19 protein-coding genes are annotated in these 16,141 nt (G+C 73.9%); 9 read left to right on the top strand and 10 right to left on the bottom strand.

Going from position 1 to position 16,141, the window contains the following annotated elements; genetic code table 11:
- Positions 1 to 29: 29 nt before the first annotated feature.
- A complete protein-coding gene (locus FGG90_RS13035; RefSeq protein WP_094126572.1) occupies positions 30 to 1,463 on the bottom strand; it encodes a phytoene desaturase family protein in 1,434 nt (477 codons plus the stop codon).
- Positions 1,460 to 2,356, bottom strand: coding sequence for a UbiA family prenyltransferase (locus FGG90_RS13040; protein ID WP_237583403.1), 897 nt, complete (start codon positions 2,354 to 2,356; stop codon positions 1,460 to 1,462). Before FGG90_RS13040 ends, FGG90_RS13035 begins: the two co-directional genes overlap by 4 nt.
- A 64-nt stretch (positions 2,357 to 2,420) precedes the next feature.
- On the opposite strand from FGG90_RS13040, the gene FGG90_RS13045 reads away from it, so the two are divergent.
- Positions 2,421 to 3,617: a glycosyltransferase gene (locus FGG90_RS13045; RefSeq protein ID WP_094126570.1), complete on the top strand. Its 1,197-nt coding sequence runs from the start codon at positions 2,421 to 2,423 to the stop codon at positions 3,615 to 3,617.
- A 52-nt stretch (positions 3,618 to 3,669) separates the two neighbouring features.
- Here the strand turns inward: FGG90_RS13045 and FGG90_RS13050 are convergent, their stop codons facing one another.
- Positions 3,670 to 4,383, bottom strand: coding sequence for an SDR family oxidoreductase (locus tag FGG90_RS13050; RefSeq protein ID WP_094126569.1), 714 nt, complete (start codon positions 4,381 to 4,383; stop codon positions 3,670 to 3,672).
- A 134-nt stretch (positions 4,384 to 4,517) separates the two neighbouring features.
- On the opposite strand from FGG90_RS13050, the gene FGG90_RS13055 reads away from it, so the two are divergent.
- Entirely contained in the window at positions 4,518 to 4,925 is a 408-nt protein-coding gene (locus FGG90_RS13055) for a MerR family transcriptional regulator (protein ID WP_094126568.1), read from the top strand.
- Positions 4,926 to 5,237: 312 nt separating this feature from the next.
- Positions 5,238 to 5,417: a hypothetical protein gene (locus FGG90_RS13060; RefSeq protein ID WP_237583405.1), complete on the top strand. Its 180-nt coding sequence runs from the start codon at positions 5,238 to 5,240 to the stop codon at positions 5,415 to 5,417.
- 107 nt (positions 5,418 to 5,524) lie between these two features.
- On the opposite strand, the gene FGG90_RS13065 is transcribed toward FGG90_RS13060, so the two are convergent.
- Positions 5,525 to 5,887: a hypothetical protein gene (locus FGG90_RS13065; protein ID WP_094126566.1), complete on the bottom strand. Its 363-nt coding sequence runs from the start codon at positions 5,885 to 5,887 to the stop codon at positions 5,525 to 5,527.
- An 88-nt stretch (positions 5,888 to 5,975) separates the two neighbouring features.
- On the opposite strand from FGG90_RS13065, the gene FGG90_RS13070 reads away from it, so the two are divergent.
- The 6 genes from FGG90_RS13070 (at position 5,976) to FGG90_RS13095 (ending at position 8,824) form a co-directional block, all read left to right on the top strand.
- Positions 5,976 to 6,512 carry a MarR family winged helix-turn-helix transcriptional regulator gene (locus FGG90_RS13070; protein WP_210433015.1) on the top strand — a complete coding sequence of 179 codons (537 nt, stop codon included), beginning with the start codon at positions 5,976 to 5,978 and terminating at the stop codon, positions 6,510 to 6,512.
- A gap of 59 nt (positions 6,513 to 6,571) precedes the next feature.
- Positions 6,572 to 6,994: an organic hydroperoxide resistance protein gene (locus tag FGG90_RS13075; RefSeq protein WP_094126565.1), complete on the top strand. Its 423-nt coding sequence runs from the start codon at positions 6,572 to 6,574 to the stop codon at positions 6,992 to 6,994.
- On the top strand, positions 6,994 to 7,410 hold the full coding sequence (locus FGG90_RS13080) for a DoxX family protein (RefSeq protein ID WP_094126564.1): 417 nt from the start codon (positions 6,994 to 6,996) through the stop codon (positions 7,408 to 7,410). Before FGG90_RS13075 ends, FGG90_RS13080 begins: the two co-directional genes overlap by 1 nt.
- 144 nt (positions 7,411 to 7,554) lie before the next feature.
- A complete protein-coding gene (locus tag FGG90_RS13085) occupies positions 7,555 to 7,767 on the top strand; it encodes a hypothetical protein (RefSeq protein WP_043585589.1) in 213 nt (70 codons plus the stop codon).
- 109 nt (positions 7,768 to 7,876) lie between these two features.
- Complete coding sequence (locus tag FGG90_RS13090) at positions 7,877 to 8,305, top strand: VOC family protein (RefSeq protein ID WP_094126563.1); 429 nt, start codon at positions 7,877 to 7,879, stop codon at positions 8,303 to 8,305.
- A gap of 9 nt (positions 8,306 to 8,314) precedes the next feature.
- Positions 8,315 to 8,824, top strand: a complete 510-nt coding sequence (locus tag FGG90_RS13095) for a hypothetical protein (protein WP_094126562.1) — start codon at positions 8,315 to 8,317, stop codon at positions 8,822 to 8,824.
- Positions 8,825 to 8,870: 46 nt separating this feature from the next.
- Here FGG90_RS13095 and FGG90_RS13100 read toward each other — a convergent pair whose 3' ends face one another.
- The 6 genes from FGG90_RS13100 to FGG90_RS13125 all read right to left on the bottom strand — a co-directional run bounded on the left by FGG90_RS13100 (position 8,871) and on the right by FGG90_RS13125 (position 16,000).
- Positions 8,871 to 9,995: an epoxide hydrolase family protein gene (locus tag FGG90_RS13100; protein WP_094126561.1), complete on the bottom strand. Its 1,125-nt coding sequence runs from the start codon at positions 9,993 to 9,995 to the stop codon at positions 8,871 to 8,873.
- Positions 9,996 to 10,099: 104 nt separating this feature from the next.
- Complete coding sequence (locus FGG90_RS13105) at positions 10,100 to 11,032, bottom strand: MerR family transcriptional regulator (RefSeq protein ID WP_094126560.1); 933 nt, start codon at positions 11,030 to 11,032, stop codon at positions 10,100 to 10,102.
- 98 nt (positions 11,033 to 11,130) lie between these two features.
- Positions 11,131 to 12,189 (bottom strand): ABC transporter permease, encoded by a 1,059-nt coding sequence (locus FGG90_RS13110; protein WP_094126559.1) that lies wholly within the window; start codon positions 12,187 to 12,189, stop codon positions 11,131 to 11,133.
- The gene (locus tag FGG90_RS13115) at positions 12,186 to 13,262 is read right to left on the bottom strand and encodes an ABC transporter permease (RefSeq protein WP_094126558.1); all 1,077 of its coding nucleotides are present in this window, start codon (positions 13,260 to 13,262) and stop codon (positions 12,186 to 12,188) included. The genes FGG90_RS13110 and FGG90_RS13115 overlap by 4 nt, the downstream gene beginning before the upstream one ends.
- Positions 13,259 to 14,902 (bottom strand): sugar ABC transporter ATP-binding protein, encoded by a 1,644-nt coding sequence (locus tag FGG90_RS13120; RefSeq protein WP_237583407.1) that lies wholly within the window; start codon positions 14,900 to 14,902, stop codon positions 13,259 to 13,261. Before FGG90_RS13120 ends, FGG90_RS13115 begins: the two co-directional genes overlap by 4 nt.
- 93 nt (positions 14,903 to 14,995) lie before the next feature.
- Positions 14,996 to 16,000, bottom strand: a complete 1,005-nt coding sequence (locus FGG90_RS13125; RefSeq protein ID WP_094126557.1) for an ABC transporter substrate-binding protein — start codon at positions 15,998 to 16,000, stop codon at positions 14,996 to 14,998.
- Positions 16,001 to 16,141: the final 141 nt, after the last annotated feature.

The raw sequence follows: 16,141 nt of genomic DNA on the forward strand, positions 1-16,141 counted from the left end.
CGCGGGCCGGGCAACGCCGAGCCCCCGGATCAGCTCGGGGTCGACCTCAGCAGCCGGCTCACGGCGATCATCGCGCCGCCGACCACCGCCGGGATGCCGCCGCCGGGGTGCACCGACGCGCCGACCCGCCACAGCCAGGGCCGCCAGGGGTCGTTGTACGCGGGGCGGTGGAACGGCCCGCTCAGCCACGGCGGACGCGCGGCCCCGTAGAGCGCACCGTGCGGCTCGCCGCCCTCGCCGTAGTAGCGCGGATCGAGCACCGTCTGCTCGTCGAGGAGGTCGGTGAGGGGCCCGTCGAGCCCCATCGCCGCGGAGACCCGGTCGACCTCGCGCCGCACGAATGGGTGGTCGGCCGTGTAGCGACCGCCGTCGGCGGGTGCGGTGAGCAGGATGCCCGCGGTGCCGTGCGGGTTCGGGTATACGTCGCCGGCGCGGTACTGGTTGACGAACACCATGGTGTCGGCCGGCTCGTCGCCCGCCTCGAGGCTGCGGTGCAGGGCGGCGGGCTTCGTCGGCAGCACCACGCTGTGCGTGGCGATCCCCGCCGGCAGCTCCTCCGTGAGCACGCCGTACAGCGCGACGCCCGAGCACGAGAGGATGCGGGGGCGCAGGCGCGGGAGGGCCGGGACCCGCGACGGGCCCATCAGCGCGGCCAGCCGGTCCGCGTCCAGGGCGCTCACGACGAGGTCGGCGGAGTACCGCCCGGAGGCGGTGGTGACCGACCCGCGCTCGATGCGCGTGACGGCCTCGCCGGTCCGCACCTCGACCCCGGCCGCCTCGGCCAGCCGCCCCAGCGCGAGCACGATCTCGAACACGCCGCCGCGCGGCACCCAGGCGCCGGTCTCCGCCATGATCGCCGGCATGCTCGCGTAGAGGGCCGGCGTGCGCGCGGGCGAGACGCCGGCGTTGAGGGTGTGGATCGCGATGATCTCGCGCAGCCCGTCGGGCAGCCACGTGAGGCTGTCGAGGTAGGCCCGCGTCGTGAGGCGCGAGCCGTACACGGACAGCAGCCGGCGCACCGCGGGGAGGGCGGCCCGGTCGGTGGGGTCGGCGAGCAGGAGCGCGGTCACGTCGTCGGCGAGGGGCGCGTGGATGTCGGAGAACCGTCGCCAGGCGGGGTACCAGGGGTGGTCGGGCGCCACCGGCAGCGAGGTCTCCTCGCCGTCGAAGTAGTAGCGGCCGACCTCGGGCATCCGCACCAGGTCGAGCCCGCCGACGTCGCTCATGCGCTCGGACGCGCGCCCGCCGTCGCCGAGCCGCCGCAGCAGCTCGTCCCACACCGCCGGGAACGTCACCAGCGACGGCCCGGTGTCGATGCGGTCCTCGCCCAGCTGGATCCGACGGCTCTTGCCGCCGAGCTCCTCGGACGCCTCCAGCAGGGTGACGCGGTGGCCCGCGTGCGCGAGCAGCGCGGCGGCGGTCAGCCCGCCCATCCCGCCCCCGACCACGACGATGCGGCTCATGGATACCCTCCGAACACGATCGCGACCATGAGCAGGACCCCGGCCAGCGTCCCCGCGATGTACGGGAACGCGACGGACAGGCGGTACAGGCGATGGCCGGTCGCCGGCGTCGGGTCGCGCAGCAGCGACACCACGAGGATGCCGGCGATCAGCAGGTCGACGGCCGCCACGGGCACGCTCACGACGGCGAACAGCGCGGCGGAGGCGATCCACCACGCGCCGCTCCACAGGGCCGTCCCGCGCGGGCCGAGTCGCACCGCGGTGGTCGTGATGCCCGCCTCGCGGTCCTCCCCGATGTCCTGCACCGCGTCGAACGCGTGCTTGGCGACGCTCCACGCCATCAGCCCGAGGGCGGCGGGCCAGACCGGCGCCACCTCGAGGGCCGCCGGCACGATCACGAGCGGCAGCGCGTAGGCCGCGTTGCTCAGCGAGTCGAGGAAGGGGCGGGCCTTGAAGCGCAGCGGGGGCGCCGAGTAGAAGACGAACACGCCCGCGTAGAGCAGGATCGCCGCGTTCGCGAGCGGGGGCAGCACCAGGAGGAAGTACACGAGGAACGGGACGTTGAGGGCGGCGACGCCCCACGCGATGAGCCGGACCTCGGAGGGCAGGATCCGGGCGCCCTCGAGGGAGCCCTTGCGCGGGTTGGTCGCGTCCGTGTCCTGGTCGTAGACGTCGTTGACGCCGTAGATGAGGAGGTTGAACGGCAGGGTGAGCCAGAGGATGAGCGGCAGGGCCCGCAGGTCGAACAGCGCGCCGGTGAGCCACACGGCCACGAGGCCGGATCCGATGGTGTTGATCCAGAGCACCGGTCGCGAGATGAGCACCAGACGGCGCACGGCCAGGGCGACCTCGGAGGGTGCGGTGCGCGGCATGCGCTCACTGCCATCGGTCACTCGCACGAGCGTACGCGGTGGACGAGAGCGTCGGCCTTACGGCTTCCGGGCCCAGACTGTCCGGATGCGCATGATGCTGCTCACCGCCGGCACCCGAGGCGACGTGGAGCCCTTCGCGGCCCTCGCCCGACACGCCGCATCCCGCGGCCACGAGGTGCGGCTGGCCCTGCCCGACGACGCGGTCGCGCCCGAGGGCGTGGACTGCGTGCGCCTCGGCCTGGACGTGCAGCGGGTGCTTACCCCGGCGAGCCGCACCCCCTGGGCCATCGCGCACCACCTGCGCACGGAGGTGCGCCCCGCGATGCGGCGCACGATCGTCGCCGCGGTCCGCGAGACGGTCGCCTACGCGCCCGACGTGGTGGTGCACCACCCCCTGATCCTCAGCGCGCCGATGGTGGCGGATGCGCTCGGCGTGCCGCGCGTTGTCGTGGAGTTCGCGCCGGTCGCCACGGCCAGCGACCGCTTCCCCGCCGCCGGCGGTCCCACGGCCACCCGCGACCTCGGTGCGCGCAACCGGTCTACCTACGCGGTGCCCCGCGCCCTCGCGCGCCTCTTCGACGGCGACATCGCGCGCGCCGCGGCCGAGCTGCCGGGCGGTCGTCGCCCCGCCGGGCGCTCGCCGTCGCGCGCGACGCTGATGGCCGCGAGCCCCGCGCTGCTGCCCCGGCCCGACGACTGGCCGGAGCGCGTGCACCAGACCGGGGCCTGGTACGACGAGTCGCCGGCGGCGTCGCTCGACCCGGTCGTCGCGGAGTTCCTCGCCGCCGGGCCCGTCGTCGTCGCCTCGTTCGGCTCCATGGCGAAGGGGCAGGCGTCCGCCCGCGGGCGCGCGATCGTCACGGCCGCCCGCGCCCACGGCCTGCGGGTGCTGGTCCTCACCGGCTGGGGCGGGCTCGCGCTGCCGGAGGAGTGCGCCGGACCCGACGTGCTGGTCGTGCGGTCGGCGCCGTTCGACCGGGTGCTGCCGGGCGCGGCGCTCGTCGTGCACCACGGCGGGGCCGGCACCTCCCACGCCGTCGCCCGTGCCGGCGTGCCCGCCGTCGTCGTGCCCTTCATGGCCGACCAGCCGTTCTGGGGCGCCCTGCTGCACCGCCGCGGAGTGGCCGCCGCCCCGATCCCGCTGCGCCGCCTGTCGGTCGACGCCCTCGTGCCCGCGATGGGCGAGGCCCTCTCCCGGCGGGAGCGGGCGGCCGAGGTGGGTGGGCTCATGCGGCGGGACCGCGGCGTGCATCAGGCGCTCGAGGTGCTCGAGTCCCTCTGATGCGCGCCCGGCGCCGGGCCCTCCCCGCGCGGTCGGCGCCGGTGGGCGTCGGTCAGCCGAGGATCGCGCGCATCCTCTCGTAGAACGGGGCGGGGTCGCCGGCCAGCGAGTCCTTCACCATGCGGCTCCAGTCGTCGACGACCACCTCGACGGATCCGGCGACCAGCCCGTCGAGCGACGCCCGCGGCACGTCCCGCGGGGCGATCATCGGGCCGTCGTAGCCGGCCATGATGTCGGTGTCGGCCGCCCCGAGGTGCACGCCCTGCACGAACGTGCCCTGCCCGGCGAGCTCCAGCCGCACCGCGTTGGTCATGTTCCACTCGGCCGCCTTCGCCGCCGCGTAGCCGCCGTTGCCCGCGGTCGAGAACCACGACAGCGCCGACAGGATGTTGACGAACGCGCCGCCGCCGTTCGCGGCGAGCACGGGCGCGAAGGCGCGGATCACGCCGAGGGTGCCGTAGAAGTGGGTGTCCATCTCGCGGCGGATCTCCGCCATGTCGCCCGTGACGAGCGTCGCGCCCGTGGAGATGCCCGCGTTGTTGACGACGAGCGTCACGTCGGATGCGGCCTCGGCGGCGGCGGTCACCGACGCGGGGTCGGCGAGGTCGAGGCGCAGCACCTCGACGCCGGGGATGTCGATCGCCTCGGGTCGGCGCGCGGTCGCGTAGACCTTGCGGGCGCCGCGCTCGAGGAGCTCCTCGACGAAGGTGCGGCCGATGCCGCGGTTGGCGCCGGTGACGAGGGCGACCTGATCCTGGATGTCCATGCGTGCTCTTCCTCCTGCCGCCCGCGTCGTTCGCGGAGTGCGGCGCGGCCTACGCTAGGAGTTGACGTCGACGTGAAGGGCAAGTCCGCCCGCGAGATCGACGTCTCCGACGGATCACGAGGGAAGAGGGCGGCATGCTGCGGATCGGCGACGTGGCGGGACGCGCGGGCGTGAGCACCCGGGCGCTCCGGTACTACGAGGAGCAGGGCCTGCTGCCGGCCGAGCGCACCAGGAGCGGCCAGCGCGTCTACCCGGAGGCCGCGATCGAGCGCGTGCAGCTCATCCAGCAGCTGTTCGCCGCGGGCCTCCCGAGCCGCACGATCCGCCAGCTGCTGCCGAGCGTCGACAGCGGCGTCGCGGCGCCCGAGTCGCTGGCGCTCCTCCGCTCCGAGCGCGACCGGATCACCGCGGCCATCGCCGAGCTCGAGCGCGCCCGCGAGGAGCTGACCCGCGTCATCGACATCTGCCTGCACCCGACGCCCGAGCACTGCCCGGCGCTCCGCGAGGGCGGGGCGGCCCACGCGGAGGTCGTCGCGGCCTGACGGAGGTGGGGCCATCCCGGCCGAGGGTGATGGCAGAACGCTCGCCAGGCGTCCACCGGCGAGGGGACCCCGTCCCCGGTTCTGCTCCGCTGCCGTGTGCGGCGAGGCGGGCAGCAGTCAGCTGACTCGCCGCGATCGAGGTGCTCGTAGCGGAGGCGACGACGACCGAGGCGGAGATGATCGACGCCGTGACGTCGTCGTCTCGGTTGGATGAGGAGCGGAGGGGCAGCGTGGTATCCGCGTCCGGCGCCCATCCACCTGAGGTGGACACCATCCCCACACGCGTTGACGATGGATGAAGGAGGTACCGCCATGACGATGGCGCAGAGGAACCCGAGCCCGAGCGCACTCGAGAAGCGCATCCAGGCCGGTGAGACCGACCCCATCAGCGACGCAGAACGGGCATCGGCCGCCCGGATCCGGATCATGGTCGACAAGAAGCGCGGCCGGAAGACCGAGGGCTGGATCAAGAAGCTGGCCACGAGCGCGTAGCTCGCGATCGACACGAGAGGGACCCCGCCGCACGGCGGGGTCCCTCTCGTCGTGGCGGACGCGCTGGCCGGAACGTCGCATGCGACGGTTCGGGACCGATGGCGCCCCTACGGCCGCTCGTCCACCACGCCCACGAACCGGCTGCCGATCCCGTCGACCTCGCGGCGGGCGAGGCCGAGCGCCGGCTCGGGGAGCTCGTCGGGGGAGTGCCGCTCGCAGGAGAGGTAGGAGAAGTCCGGCCACCACTTCTTCGGGCGCACGGCCTCCGTGAAGCCGCAGACCTCGCACGTCAGCTGGACCCAGACGGGCCGCTTGCCGGTCGCGTTGGCGCGGGACTGCGCGAGCCAGGCGGGCGGATCCTGGTCCATCGCGGCGATCTCGGACTCCGGGACGCGCCCCGGGATGCCGTGGCGCGTGGCCATCTCCAGCGGGATGCCCAGCCGCAGCGCGGCCTCTCGTCTCGTGATCATGTCGGTCCAGGGTACGCGGCGGCGCTCGTCGGCTGAGCATCGGCCGAACTGGATTGCGCACAACCTAGTTCCGTGGCAGGGTCGAGCCATGACCGATCGCGAGCCCTGCGCCCCCGCCGACGAGACAGCGCCGCCCGCGCGCATCGCCGACGAGCTGGTCTGCTTCTCGCTCTACACGGCGTCGCGCTCCACGACGCAGGCCTACCGCGCGCTCCTCGCACCGTGGGGCCTCACCTACCCGCAGTACCTGGTGCTGGTGCTGCTCTGGTCCGGCGACGACCGCACGGTCACCGAGCTCGGGCAGCAGCTCGACCTCGACTCCGGCACGCTGTCGCCGCTGCTCGCGCGGATGGAGGAGGCCGGGTTCATCGCCCGCCGCCGGATCTCCGCCGACCAGCGCGTCGTCACCGTCTCGCTCGCGGATCGCGGCCGCACCGTGCGGGCCGAGCTCGCGCACGTGCCCGCGGCGATCATCCGCGGCATGGGCCTCGACCTCGACCGCGCTCGGCAGCTGCTGGCCACCCTGCACCTGCTGACCGCGGGCATGCAGGACGCCACGGCCGAGGCGCTCGCGCACCCCGCGACACGGCCGGCCGAGGCCTCGGCGCGCACCCGCACCCCCTGATCCGCACCACCATCCCCACCCCCGGCCGCCACGAGCGACCACGAACGGAAGGAACCGACATGGACGCCCTCTACACCGCGGAGGCACTCGCCACGGGAGCCGGCCGCGACGGCCGCGTCGCCGTCAGCGACAGCGACCTCGCGCTCGACCTCTCCATCCCCAAGGCCATGGGCGGATCCGGCGAGGGCGCGAACCCCGAGCAGCTCTTCGCCGCCGGCTACGCCGCGTGCTTCCACTCCGCGCTGCAGGGCGTCGCCCGCGCGCGCAAGGTGAAGATCGCCGACTCGAGCGTCGGCAGCCGCGTGAGCATCGGATCCAACGGCCAGGGCGGCTACATGCTCGCCGTGCACCTCGAGGTCGTCATCCCCGGGGTCGAGCACGACCTCGCGCAGGAGCTCGCCGACCAGGCCCACCAGGTCTGCCCCTACTCGAACGCGACCCGCGGCAACATCGAGGTCGTCGTCACCGTCTCGGACGACTGATGGCCGCCCTCACCCGCGCGCACCGCACGTCCGTGCCGCGCACCGTCGCCCGCGTGGTGCTCGGCTCGTTCCTCGCGTTCGCCGGCGTCTCGCACCTCACCGTCGCGCGCGAGGAGTTCCGCGCGCAGGTCCCGAAGTCGCTGCCGGTGCCCGAGGACGTGACCGTCATCGGATCCGGCGTCGCCGAGATCACGCTCGGCTCGGCCCTGCTGTTCGCGCGCTCGCGCCGCGGCCTCGCGGGCTGGGCGGCCGCCGCGTTCTTCACGGCGATCTTCCCGGGCAACATCGCGCAGTACGTCCACAAGCGCGACGCCTTCGGCCTCGACACCGACGCCAAGCGCTTCCGCCGCCTGTTCTTCCAGCCGGTGCTCATCGCGGTGGCGCTCTGGTCGACGGGGGTGCTGAAGAAGCGCTGACCCGCGGCACGCACGACGACGGCCGCCGGATCCCGTATGGGACCGGTGGCCGTCGGTCGTGACGTGGCCGCCCGCGCGTCGTGAGCGTGCCCGTCCCTCGGCCCGGAGGTGCGCGGGGCCGCCGCGACCTGCCAGGCTGTCGGCATGGCGGACGACCGGGACGAGGGCCTGGCCTCGTCGATCATGCGCGACCAGTACCTCTACCTCGTGATCACGGGGGTCGTCGCGATCGTCTACGGCACCCTGCATCCGGAGCAGCGCGTGCTCGGCTACGTCGCCGGCGGGCTGTTCATCGTGGTCGGCGGCATCCTGCTCCGCTGGTCGCTGCGGCGGAAGCGGGAGCGCGGCGGGCGATAGGCGGGACCGGTGGTCGCGGTCCTTGACCGGGTTCGCGGGCCTTGACCGGCCTCGCCGTGCACGGGACGCTGATCGCATCGACGCCGACCGTCTCGAAGAGGAGACCGCCATGCCCATGATCTTCGTCAACCTGCCCGTCACCGACCTGCCGCGCGCGATCGCCTTCTACGAGGCGGTCGGCTGCACCGTGAACCCCGACTTCACCGACGAGCAGGCCGCGTGCCTCGTCGTGGAGGCCGACCGCAGCGCCTTCATGCTGCTCACGCGCGACTTCTTCCAGTCGTTCCTCGACCTGCCCGTGGGCGACCCGTCCACGAGCGCCGCGGCCATCACCGCCGTCATGCTCGACAGCCGCGCCGACGTCGACGCACGCGCGACCGCGGGCCTCGCCGCCGGCGGATCCGAGGCCAGGCCTCCCGTCGACCTCGGCTTCATGTACCAGCGGCAGCTGCGCGACCCGGACGGGAACGTGATCGAGCTCGGGCACATGGATCCGATCCCGGCGGGCGGCGTGCCGGAGGGGGCCGACGCCCGCTAGCGTGCGGTCATGGCCTCGACCCCCGCCCTGCACCGCACGCCCACCGGCGCCCTCGTCGTCTGGGGCGCGACGGTCGGGGCCGGGGTGGCCCTCGTCCTGCCGATCCTCATGGCCATGGGCATCGCGATCCGCGTGACCGCGCTCGGCACCGAGCCCGAGGGCGGCCTCTGGTTCGTGGCCGTCATCGCGATCGAGGCGCTCGTCGCGGCCGTCGCGTACGCGGTGCTCGGCACCCTCACCGGGCTGCTCGCCGCTGCTGCGCACGCGCTCGGCCTGCGCCGCGGGATCCGGGTCGCCGTCGGCGGCGCGACCGCCGTCGCGGGCGTGGTGATCGCGACGACGACCGCGGTCCTCGTGACGCTCGTCTTCGGACTCGGCCCGCTCGAGGCCGCGGGCGCCGGGATCCTGGCCGGCGCCATCGCCGCAGGCGCCACGTGCGCGGTCTGCCTGCGGCGACGGACCCGCGAACGCCGGACGTCCGACGCCGCGGTGCCGCTGGCGGAGCGCGCCCCGCTCTGACGCGGGGGAGCCGATCCGCGCCGCCGACGCCGCGCGCGAGCCCCCGCTAGCGCAGCATCCGCAGGAGCGCGCGGATGTCGTCCGCCAGCAGGTCCGGCTCCTCGTGCGGCGCGAAGTGGCCGCCGCGCGGCATGGTCGTGTGGCGGACGACGTCGTACGTGCGCTCGGCCCAGCTCCGCGGCGGGTGCACCAGGTCGTGCGGGAACACCGCGACCGCGGTCGGGACCCGCACGCGCTCCACCGGCGCGGTGCGTCCGGAGCCGTACGCGAAGTACGGGCGGAGCGAGGTGCCGATGGATCCCGTGAACCAGTAGAGCGACGCGAGCGTCAGCAGGTGGTCGTCGCTGAAGCGCGCGGACACGTCGCCGCCGCAGTCGCTCCAGGCGCGGTGCTTCTCGAGGATCCACGACAGCAGCCCCACGGGCGAGTCCTGCAGCGCAGGCGCGAGGGTCAGGGGACGCGTCTCCTGCTGGTGCTCGTAGCCGCCCTCGTCCGCCTCCCACGTGCGCATCTCCTGCACGTGCGCGCGCTCCTCGTCGGTGAGCGTCGCCTCGTCGAGGTCCGCGGGCGCGGCGACCGCCATCAGGTGGATCCCCGCCACCGCCTCCGGATGCGCCTCCGCCAGCCGCGACGTGATCCCCGCGCCGAGGTCGCCGCCGTGCGCCGCGTACCGCGCGAAGCCCAGCTCCTCCGTCATCAGCCGGTGCCAGAGCTCGTGCGTCGGCTCGTCCATCCGCGGCCGCGGCGGCGAGAACGGGAAGCCGGGGAGCGCCGGGACGATCACGGTGACCGCGTCGTCCGGGTCGCCGCCGGTGCGGGACGGCTGCGACAGGCGCTCCGCGAGCGGCACCAGCTCGAGCGCGGAGCTCGGCCAGCCGTTCGTGAGGATCACCGGGAGCCCGCCGGGCCGTTCCGCGTCGAAGCGCAGGTAGGAGAGGGGCGTGCCGTCGAGGTCGGCGGTCGCCCACGGCAGCGCCCGGATCTCCCGCTCGCGCGCCCGCCAGTCGAAGCCGTCGGCCCACACGCCGGCGAGGCGGCGCAGCAGGGCCTGGTCGGTGCCGGCCTCCCACGGCTCGACCGGCCAGGGGGTGATCCAGCGCGTGCGGCGGATCCGGTCGCGCAGGTCGTCGAGGTCGGCGTCGGTGACGTCGAGGGGGAGCGGGTGGGTCATCGTCGGTCCTCGGGTGCGGGGCGGGCGGTGCGTGGGGCCATCCTCCTCCGGGCCGGGCCGGGCCGGGCCGGGCCGAGCGGAACGGGTGCCCCGTCGCGCCGCCCCTACGCGTCAGCCCAGTCGGGCATGCTCAGCTCCACGACCAGCTCCATGCAGCGGAGGCGGGCGGGGGAGAGGTCGTAGGGCATCCGCGTGAGGGCCTGCGCCGCGGTCAGGGACCCGTGCCCCCGCGAGGGACCCGCGCCGGGCTCGTCCGCGCTGCCGTCGGAGCCGTCGGGATGCAGCCGCTCCCACTCGTCGAAGAGGGCGTCGTCGTCCTCGTGCTGGCCCGACTCGCGGATGGCCGCGTCCAGCGCGCGCTCGAACGCATGCCGCTCGGCGGCGACCTCCGCGACGCGCGGATCGTCCACCGCGACGGAGTCGTCGAGCGCCTCCTCGGCGGCGTCGACCCGGTCGGCCTGCGCGCGCAGCTCCGGATGGGTGGCGAGCGCGACGGCCCGCGAGGCGTGCACGGCGGCGCCCAGCGGGCCGAACATGCGCTCCATCACGAGCAGGGCGTCGAGGTCGGCCGGGCGGACGGATCCCGCGGGCAGGTCGTCGAGCCGCCGCGCGACGAAGTCGGAGAGGAGCCCGAGCCGGCTGCCGCGGGCGCGCATGCGCTGCACGGCGAGGCGCTGCCGCCCGATCTCCGCCTCGCGCTCCGCGAGCGAGGCATCCAGCCGCTCCAGCATCGCGTCGGTGTCGGGGCGCGCGTCCGCCTCCGCGTCGCCGGATCCCGCGCCGGCGTCCGTCGGCCCCGCGTCGAGGAACGCGTCGCGGATGTCGGCCAGGGCGATCCCGGCGTCGACGGTCCGCAGGATCCACAGCAGCCGCATCATGTCGTCGTGCCCGTAGCGCCGGCGGTCGTCGGCGCCGCGCTCGGGCTCCGGCAGCAGGCCGATGCGGTGGTAGTGGCGGATCGCCCGCGGGGTCGTGCCGGCGAACGCGGCGGCGTCGCCGATCTTGACCGAGCGGGGCGGGGTGGGGGACGGGTGCATGGACGGGCCTTCCTCGTCGTGGCGTGTGACCCCACTGGACCACATGACGCCGCGTCACCTGCAAGCCCGGCGGCCGCGGGCGACCGGCGTCCGGCGCGCTACGTCCGCCGCCGCCTCGCCATCACCGCGCGCTGCAGCAGCACGAACACCAGCAGGATCCCGCCCGTGATGATGGTCGTCGCCTCGGGCGGGATGCCGCCGTCACGCGTGATCAGCACGTTCATCAGGCCCAGCACGAGCGCGCCCACGACCGAGCCGAGCACGAAGCCGACTCCGCCCGTGAGGAGGGTGCCGCCGATCACGGTCGCGGCGATCGCGTCGAGCTCCCAGCCGATGCCGGTGATGTTCTGCGCGCTGCCGAGCCGGGCCGTGTAGATCACCGAGGCGAGGCCGGCGAGCGTGCCGCTGATCACGTAGACGGCGAGCTTCGTGCGGCGCACGGGCAGGCCCATGAGGGCGGCCGACTGCTCGGATCCGCCGGTCGCGTACACCGTGCGGCCGAGGCGCGTGCGGTGCAGCACGAAGAACGCGACCGCCACCACCACGAGCGCGACGAGCACGCCCGGCGTGGTCACCACGTCGTTGACCTTCGGCCCGTCGACCACCTTCATGTTCGTCGCGAGCGAGCGCAGGGGCGACTCGTCGTCCAGGCGCTCGGGCACCGTGCTGAGGATGGAGGCGAGGCCGCGGCCGAGGAACATCATGGCGAGCGTCGCGATGAAGGGCTGCACGTCGAAGAACTGGATGAGCACGCCCGAGACGACGCCGGAGGCCGTGCCGATGAGGATCATCAGCAACATCACGACCCACGGGTTCCACCCCGCGTTCGCGAGCAGCACCCCGGCCACGCTGCTGACGGCGACGATCGCGCCGACGGACAGGTCGATGCCGCCCGTGAGAATCACGAACGTGAGGCCCACGGCGAGCACGATGACGTGGGCGTTGTTGATCAGCAGGTTCGACAGCGTCGCGGCCTGCAGGATGCGGCCGTACGCGATCTCCCCGTAGGCCAGCATCGCGAGCAGGATCACCAGGGCGGCGACGGTCGGCAGCGAGTCGAGGCGGAGGCGCATGCGGCGCCGCGGCGGGCGGGGCGCCGCGCCGGGTCCCGGCGCGGGCGTCGGGGCGAGGGGCGGGCGGATCGTCGTGGCGCTCATGCGGGCACGGCCTCCTTCTCGGTCGGCACGGCGGGGGGCGTCGCGGTGCGGCGCCGGGTGAACAGCGCACGCACGCGCCGGGACTGCAGGAGGCAGAGCGCCACGATGACGATCGCCTTGAAGGCGGGCGTGGCCGAGGACGAGATGCCGAGGAACACGACCGTCTTGTCGAGGGTCGCGATGAGGAGCGCGCCGACGGCGGCTCCGAGCAGGTGGAACTTGCCGCCCGCGAGCGAGGTGCCGCCGATGACGACCGCGAGGATCGCGTCGAGCTCCAGCTGGTAGCCGGTGCGGGAGACGTCGACCGTCATGACGCTGGCGGTCGCGAAGATCCCGGCGACGCCCGCGAGCAGTCCGCTCGCGATGTACGCCGTGAACAGGAGCGCGCGCCGGTCGAGGCCCGCGAGGCGCGCGGCCTGCGGGTCCATGCCGATGGCCTCGATCATCAGGCCGAGCGCGCTCCGCCGCACGAGCACGGCGACGCCGATAGTGATCAGCACGGCCAGCAGGAACACGACCGGCAGCCCCACGATGTAGCCGTTCGCGACCCAGCGGAACGGCTCGTTGGCGGCGGCCGTGTTCTGCCCGGCCGTGATGACCTTCGCGAGGCCGCGGCCGGCGAGCATGATCACGAGCGTGCTGATGAACGGCTGCAGCCCCACGACGGAGACGAGCATGCCGTTGACCGCGCCGAGCACCCCGGCGATGAGGAGCGCGAGCCCCATGGCGCCGAGCGCGACGCCGAGCGAGTCGGATCCGGCGGCCTTGAGGAACTCCATCGAGACGGCGCCGGCGACCACCATGATCGAGCCGACGCTGAGGTCGATGCCGCCGGTGGCGATCACGAGGCACATGCCGACCGCGATCATCAGCACGGGCGCGGCGGCCCGGAGGATGTCGACGAGGTTCCCCACGAGGTTGCCCGTGTCGGGGTTCACCGAGAGGGCGAGGTAGCCCGGGTCCTTCGCGACGTTCACCGCCAGCAGCAGGATGATCGCGACCGATCCCCAGAACCAGGGCCGGTGCAGCAGGTCGGCGAGCGGGCGCGCCGCCGGGGTGGTCGTGCCGCTCATCGGCGGGCCTCCTGGGTGGTCGCGGGCGGGGCGCCGGCGGATGCGGGTGCGGCGGACGCCGAGGCGGCGCTCGCCGGAGGGGTCGCGGCGGGGTCGGGCACGGCGCCGAGGTCGACGTCGGAGACGCCCTCCTCCGCGATCGCCGCGACGATCGACTCGGCCGTCACGTCGGGCCCGGCCTCGAGCTCGGCGATCTTGCGGTGGTCCTTGAGCACGAGGATCCGGTCGCTGAGGCGCACCACCTCCTCGAGCTCCGAGGAGATGAACACGACGGCGACGCCCGTGTCGGCGAGGGCCGCCACCTGCTCCTGGATCTCGGCCTTGGCGCCCACGTCGATCCCGCGGGTCGGCTCGTCGAGGATCAGGAGCTCCGGCTCGGTCGCGAGCCACCGCCCGAGCAGGACCTTCTGCTGGTTGCCGCCCGACAGGTTCCGGATGGGCCGGTCGGGGTCGGCGGGCCGCACGTTGAGCTCGGTGAGGTACTTCGCGACGATCCGGTCCTTCTCCTTGCGCGGCAGGGGACGCGCCCAGCCGCGCTTCGCCTGCACGGCGAGCACGAGGTTCTCCCGCACGCTGAGGTCGCGGATGATCCCCTCGTCGCGCCGGTTCTCGCTCGAGAACGCGATGCGGTGCTTCAGCGCCTTCGCCGGGGAGGAGATGGCGACGGGTCGGCCGTCCATGGTCACGGATCCGGAGTCGGGCTTGTCGACGCCGTAGAGGAGGCGCGCGAGCTCGGTGCGGCCGGATCCGAGCAGCCCGGCGAGGCCCACGACCTCGCCGCGGCGGAGCTCGACGTCGGTCGCGTCGAGCGAGCCGCGCCGGCCGATCCCGGTGGCGCGGTACACGGGTTCGCCGTCGGCCACCTGCCGCGAGGCGCGCTCGCGGTCGAGGGAGCGGAGGGCCTGCAGGTCCTTGCCGATCATCAGGGCGATGAGGCCCGCGCGGTCGATGTCGCGCGTGAGGTGCTCGCCCACGAGCCTGCCGTTGCGCAGCACCGTGAGCCGGTCGCTGATCGCGAAGACCTGGTCGAGGAAGTGGGAGACGAAGAGGATGGCGACGCCCTCGTCGCGGAGGCGCCGCATCACGCGGAAGAGGCCCTCGACCTCGTCGGCGTCGAGGCTGGAGGTGGGCTCGTCGAGGATCAGCACCTTGGCGTCGATGACGGTCGCGCGGCTGATGGCGACGAGCTGCTGCAGCGCGAGGCTGAGCGCGGAGAGCGGGGTGCGCGGATCCAGGTGGGCGAGCCCCACGCGCGCCAGCACCGCGGAGGCCGCGGCGTGCGTGCCCTTCCAGTCGATGCCGAACCGGCCGCGCCGCTCGTAGCCGAGCATGACGTTCTCGCCGATGGTGAGGTTCCCGCAGAGGTTGACCTCCTGGTAGACCGTGGAGATCCCAGCGGCCTGCGCGTCGGCGGTGCCGGAGAGGCGCCGCTCGCTGCCGTCCACGACCACGCGGCCGGAGTCGATGCCGTAGACGCCCGTGAGCGCCTTGATCAGCGTCGACTTGCCGGCGCCGTTCTCGCCCATGAGCGTGTGGACCTCGCCGGGGAACAGGCGGAGGTCGACGGCGTCGAGCGCCTTGACGCCGGGGAAGGAGATGGTGATGCCCTGCATCTCGACGATCGGGCGGGGTGCCTGCATGGCGCGTGCTCCGTTCCTCCGCCGACGTCGTCGTCGGCGGGTGGGGCGGCGGGGCGGATGGTCCGCCCCGCCGCGGGTGTCCGTGCGGGCGGGCTAGAACTTCCGGTCGGGCAGCGCGGTGGCGGCCTTCTCGGGCGAGTCGAACACGTCGGACGGGACGACGATCGACGACTCGACGCTCTCGCCGTCGAGCAGCGCCTGCACGGCCTCGAGCGCGGTGCCGCCGAACAGCGGGTTGTACTCGGCGACGAAGCTGAGCTTGCCGTCGGTCAGCGCCTGCAGCGCGCCCTTCGTGCCGTCGATGGTCGCGATCTTCACGTCCTCGCCGGGCGTGAGGCCCGCCTCCTCGACGGCCTGGACGGCGCCGAGGCCCATCTCGTCGTTCTGCGCGAAGACCATCTGCACGTCGTTCGCGTTCGACTTGAGCACGGTCTCGAAGACGCTCTTCGCCTCCTCGGTGGACCAGTTGGCGGTCTGCGCGCCGACCTTCGTGAAGGAGCTCTCGGCGCCGATGACCTCGTCCCAGCCCTCGTTGCGCTCGTTCACGACGGAGACGCCGGCCGGGCCCTCGAGCGTGAAGTACTTGCCGCCCTCGGGCAGCGCGGTCTTCGCCCAGTCGGCGACCGACGAGCTCACGGCGATGTTGTCGGGCGCGATGCGGGTCGCGTAGAGCGAGTCGTCGTCGGGCTCGATGCCGCGGTCGATGAGGACCACGGGGATCTCGGCCTCCTTGGCGCGCTCGAGCGAGTCCTCCCAGCCGGATCCCTCGGTGGCCGAGAGCAGGATCACGTCGACGCCCTCGTCGACGAACGACGTGAACGCGTCGATCTGCGACTTCTGGTCGTTGTTGGTGGCGGGCGCGTACTTGAGGTCGAACCCGGCCTCCTTCGTGAAGGTGTCCTGGATGTCCTTCTCGTTGGCCTGGCGCCAGGCGCCCTCGGGGCCGACGGCGACGAAGCCGACGGTGGCGGTCTCGCCGCCGCTGTCGGCGGCGCCGCCCGCGGTGGACCCGGTGCCGGAGTTGCTGTTGCAGGCCGCGAGGCCGAGGGCGATGGCCCCGGCCGCGGCGATGGTGGCGATGCGCCTCTTCGTGGACATGTATCTCCTCCTTGAGATGTCGGGACGTCGGCGTCCCTCGCGGTCCTCGGGGACCGGTGGTGCTGCGGTGCGCGGGGTGCTGCCGCGTGATCGGGATGTTACCGGTAACAGTTTCGGCGGCGCAAGGGATCTGTCACCGGG

It is taken from the genome of Clavibacter michiganensis subsp. tessellarius (assembly GCF_021922985.1).
Classification (GTDB): domain Bacteria; phylum Actinomycetota; class Actinomycetes; order Actinomycetales; family Microbacteriaceae; genus Clavibacter; species Clavibacter tessellarius.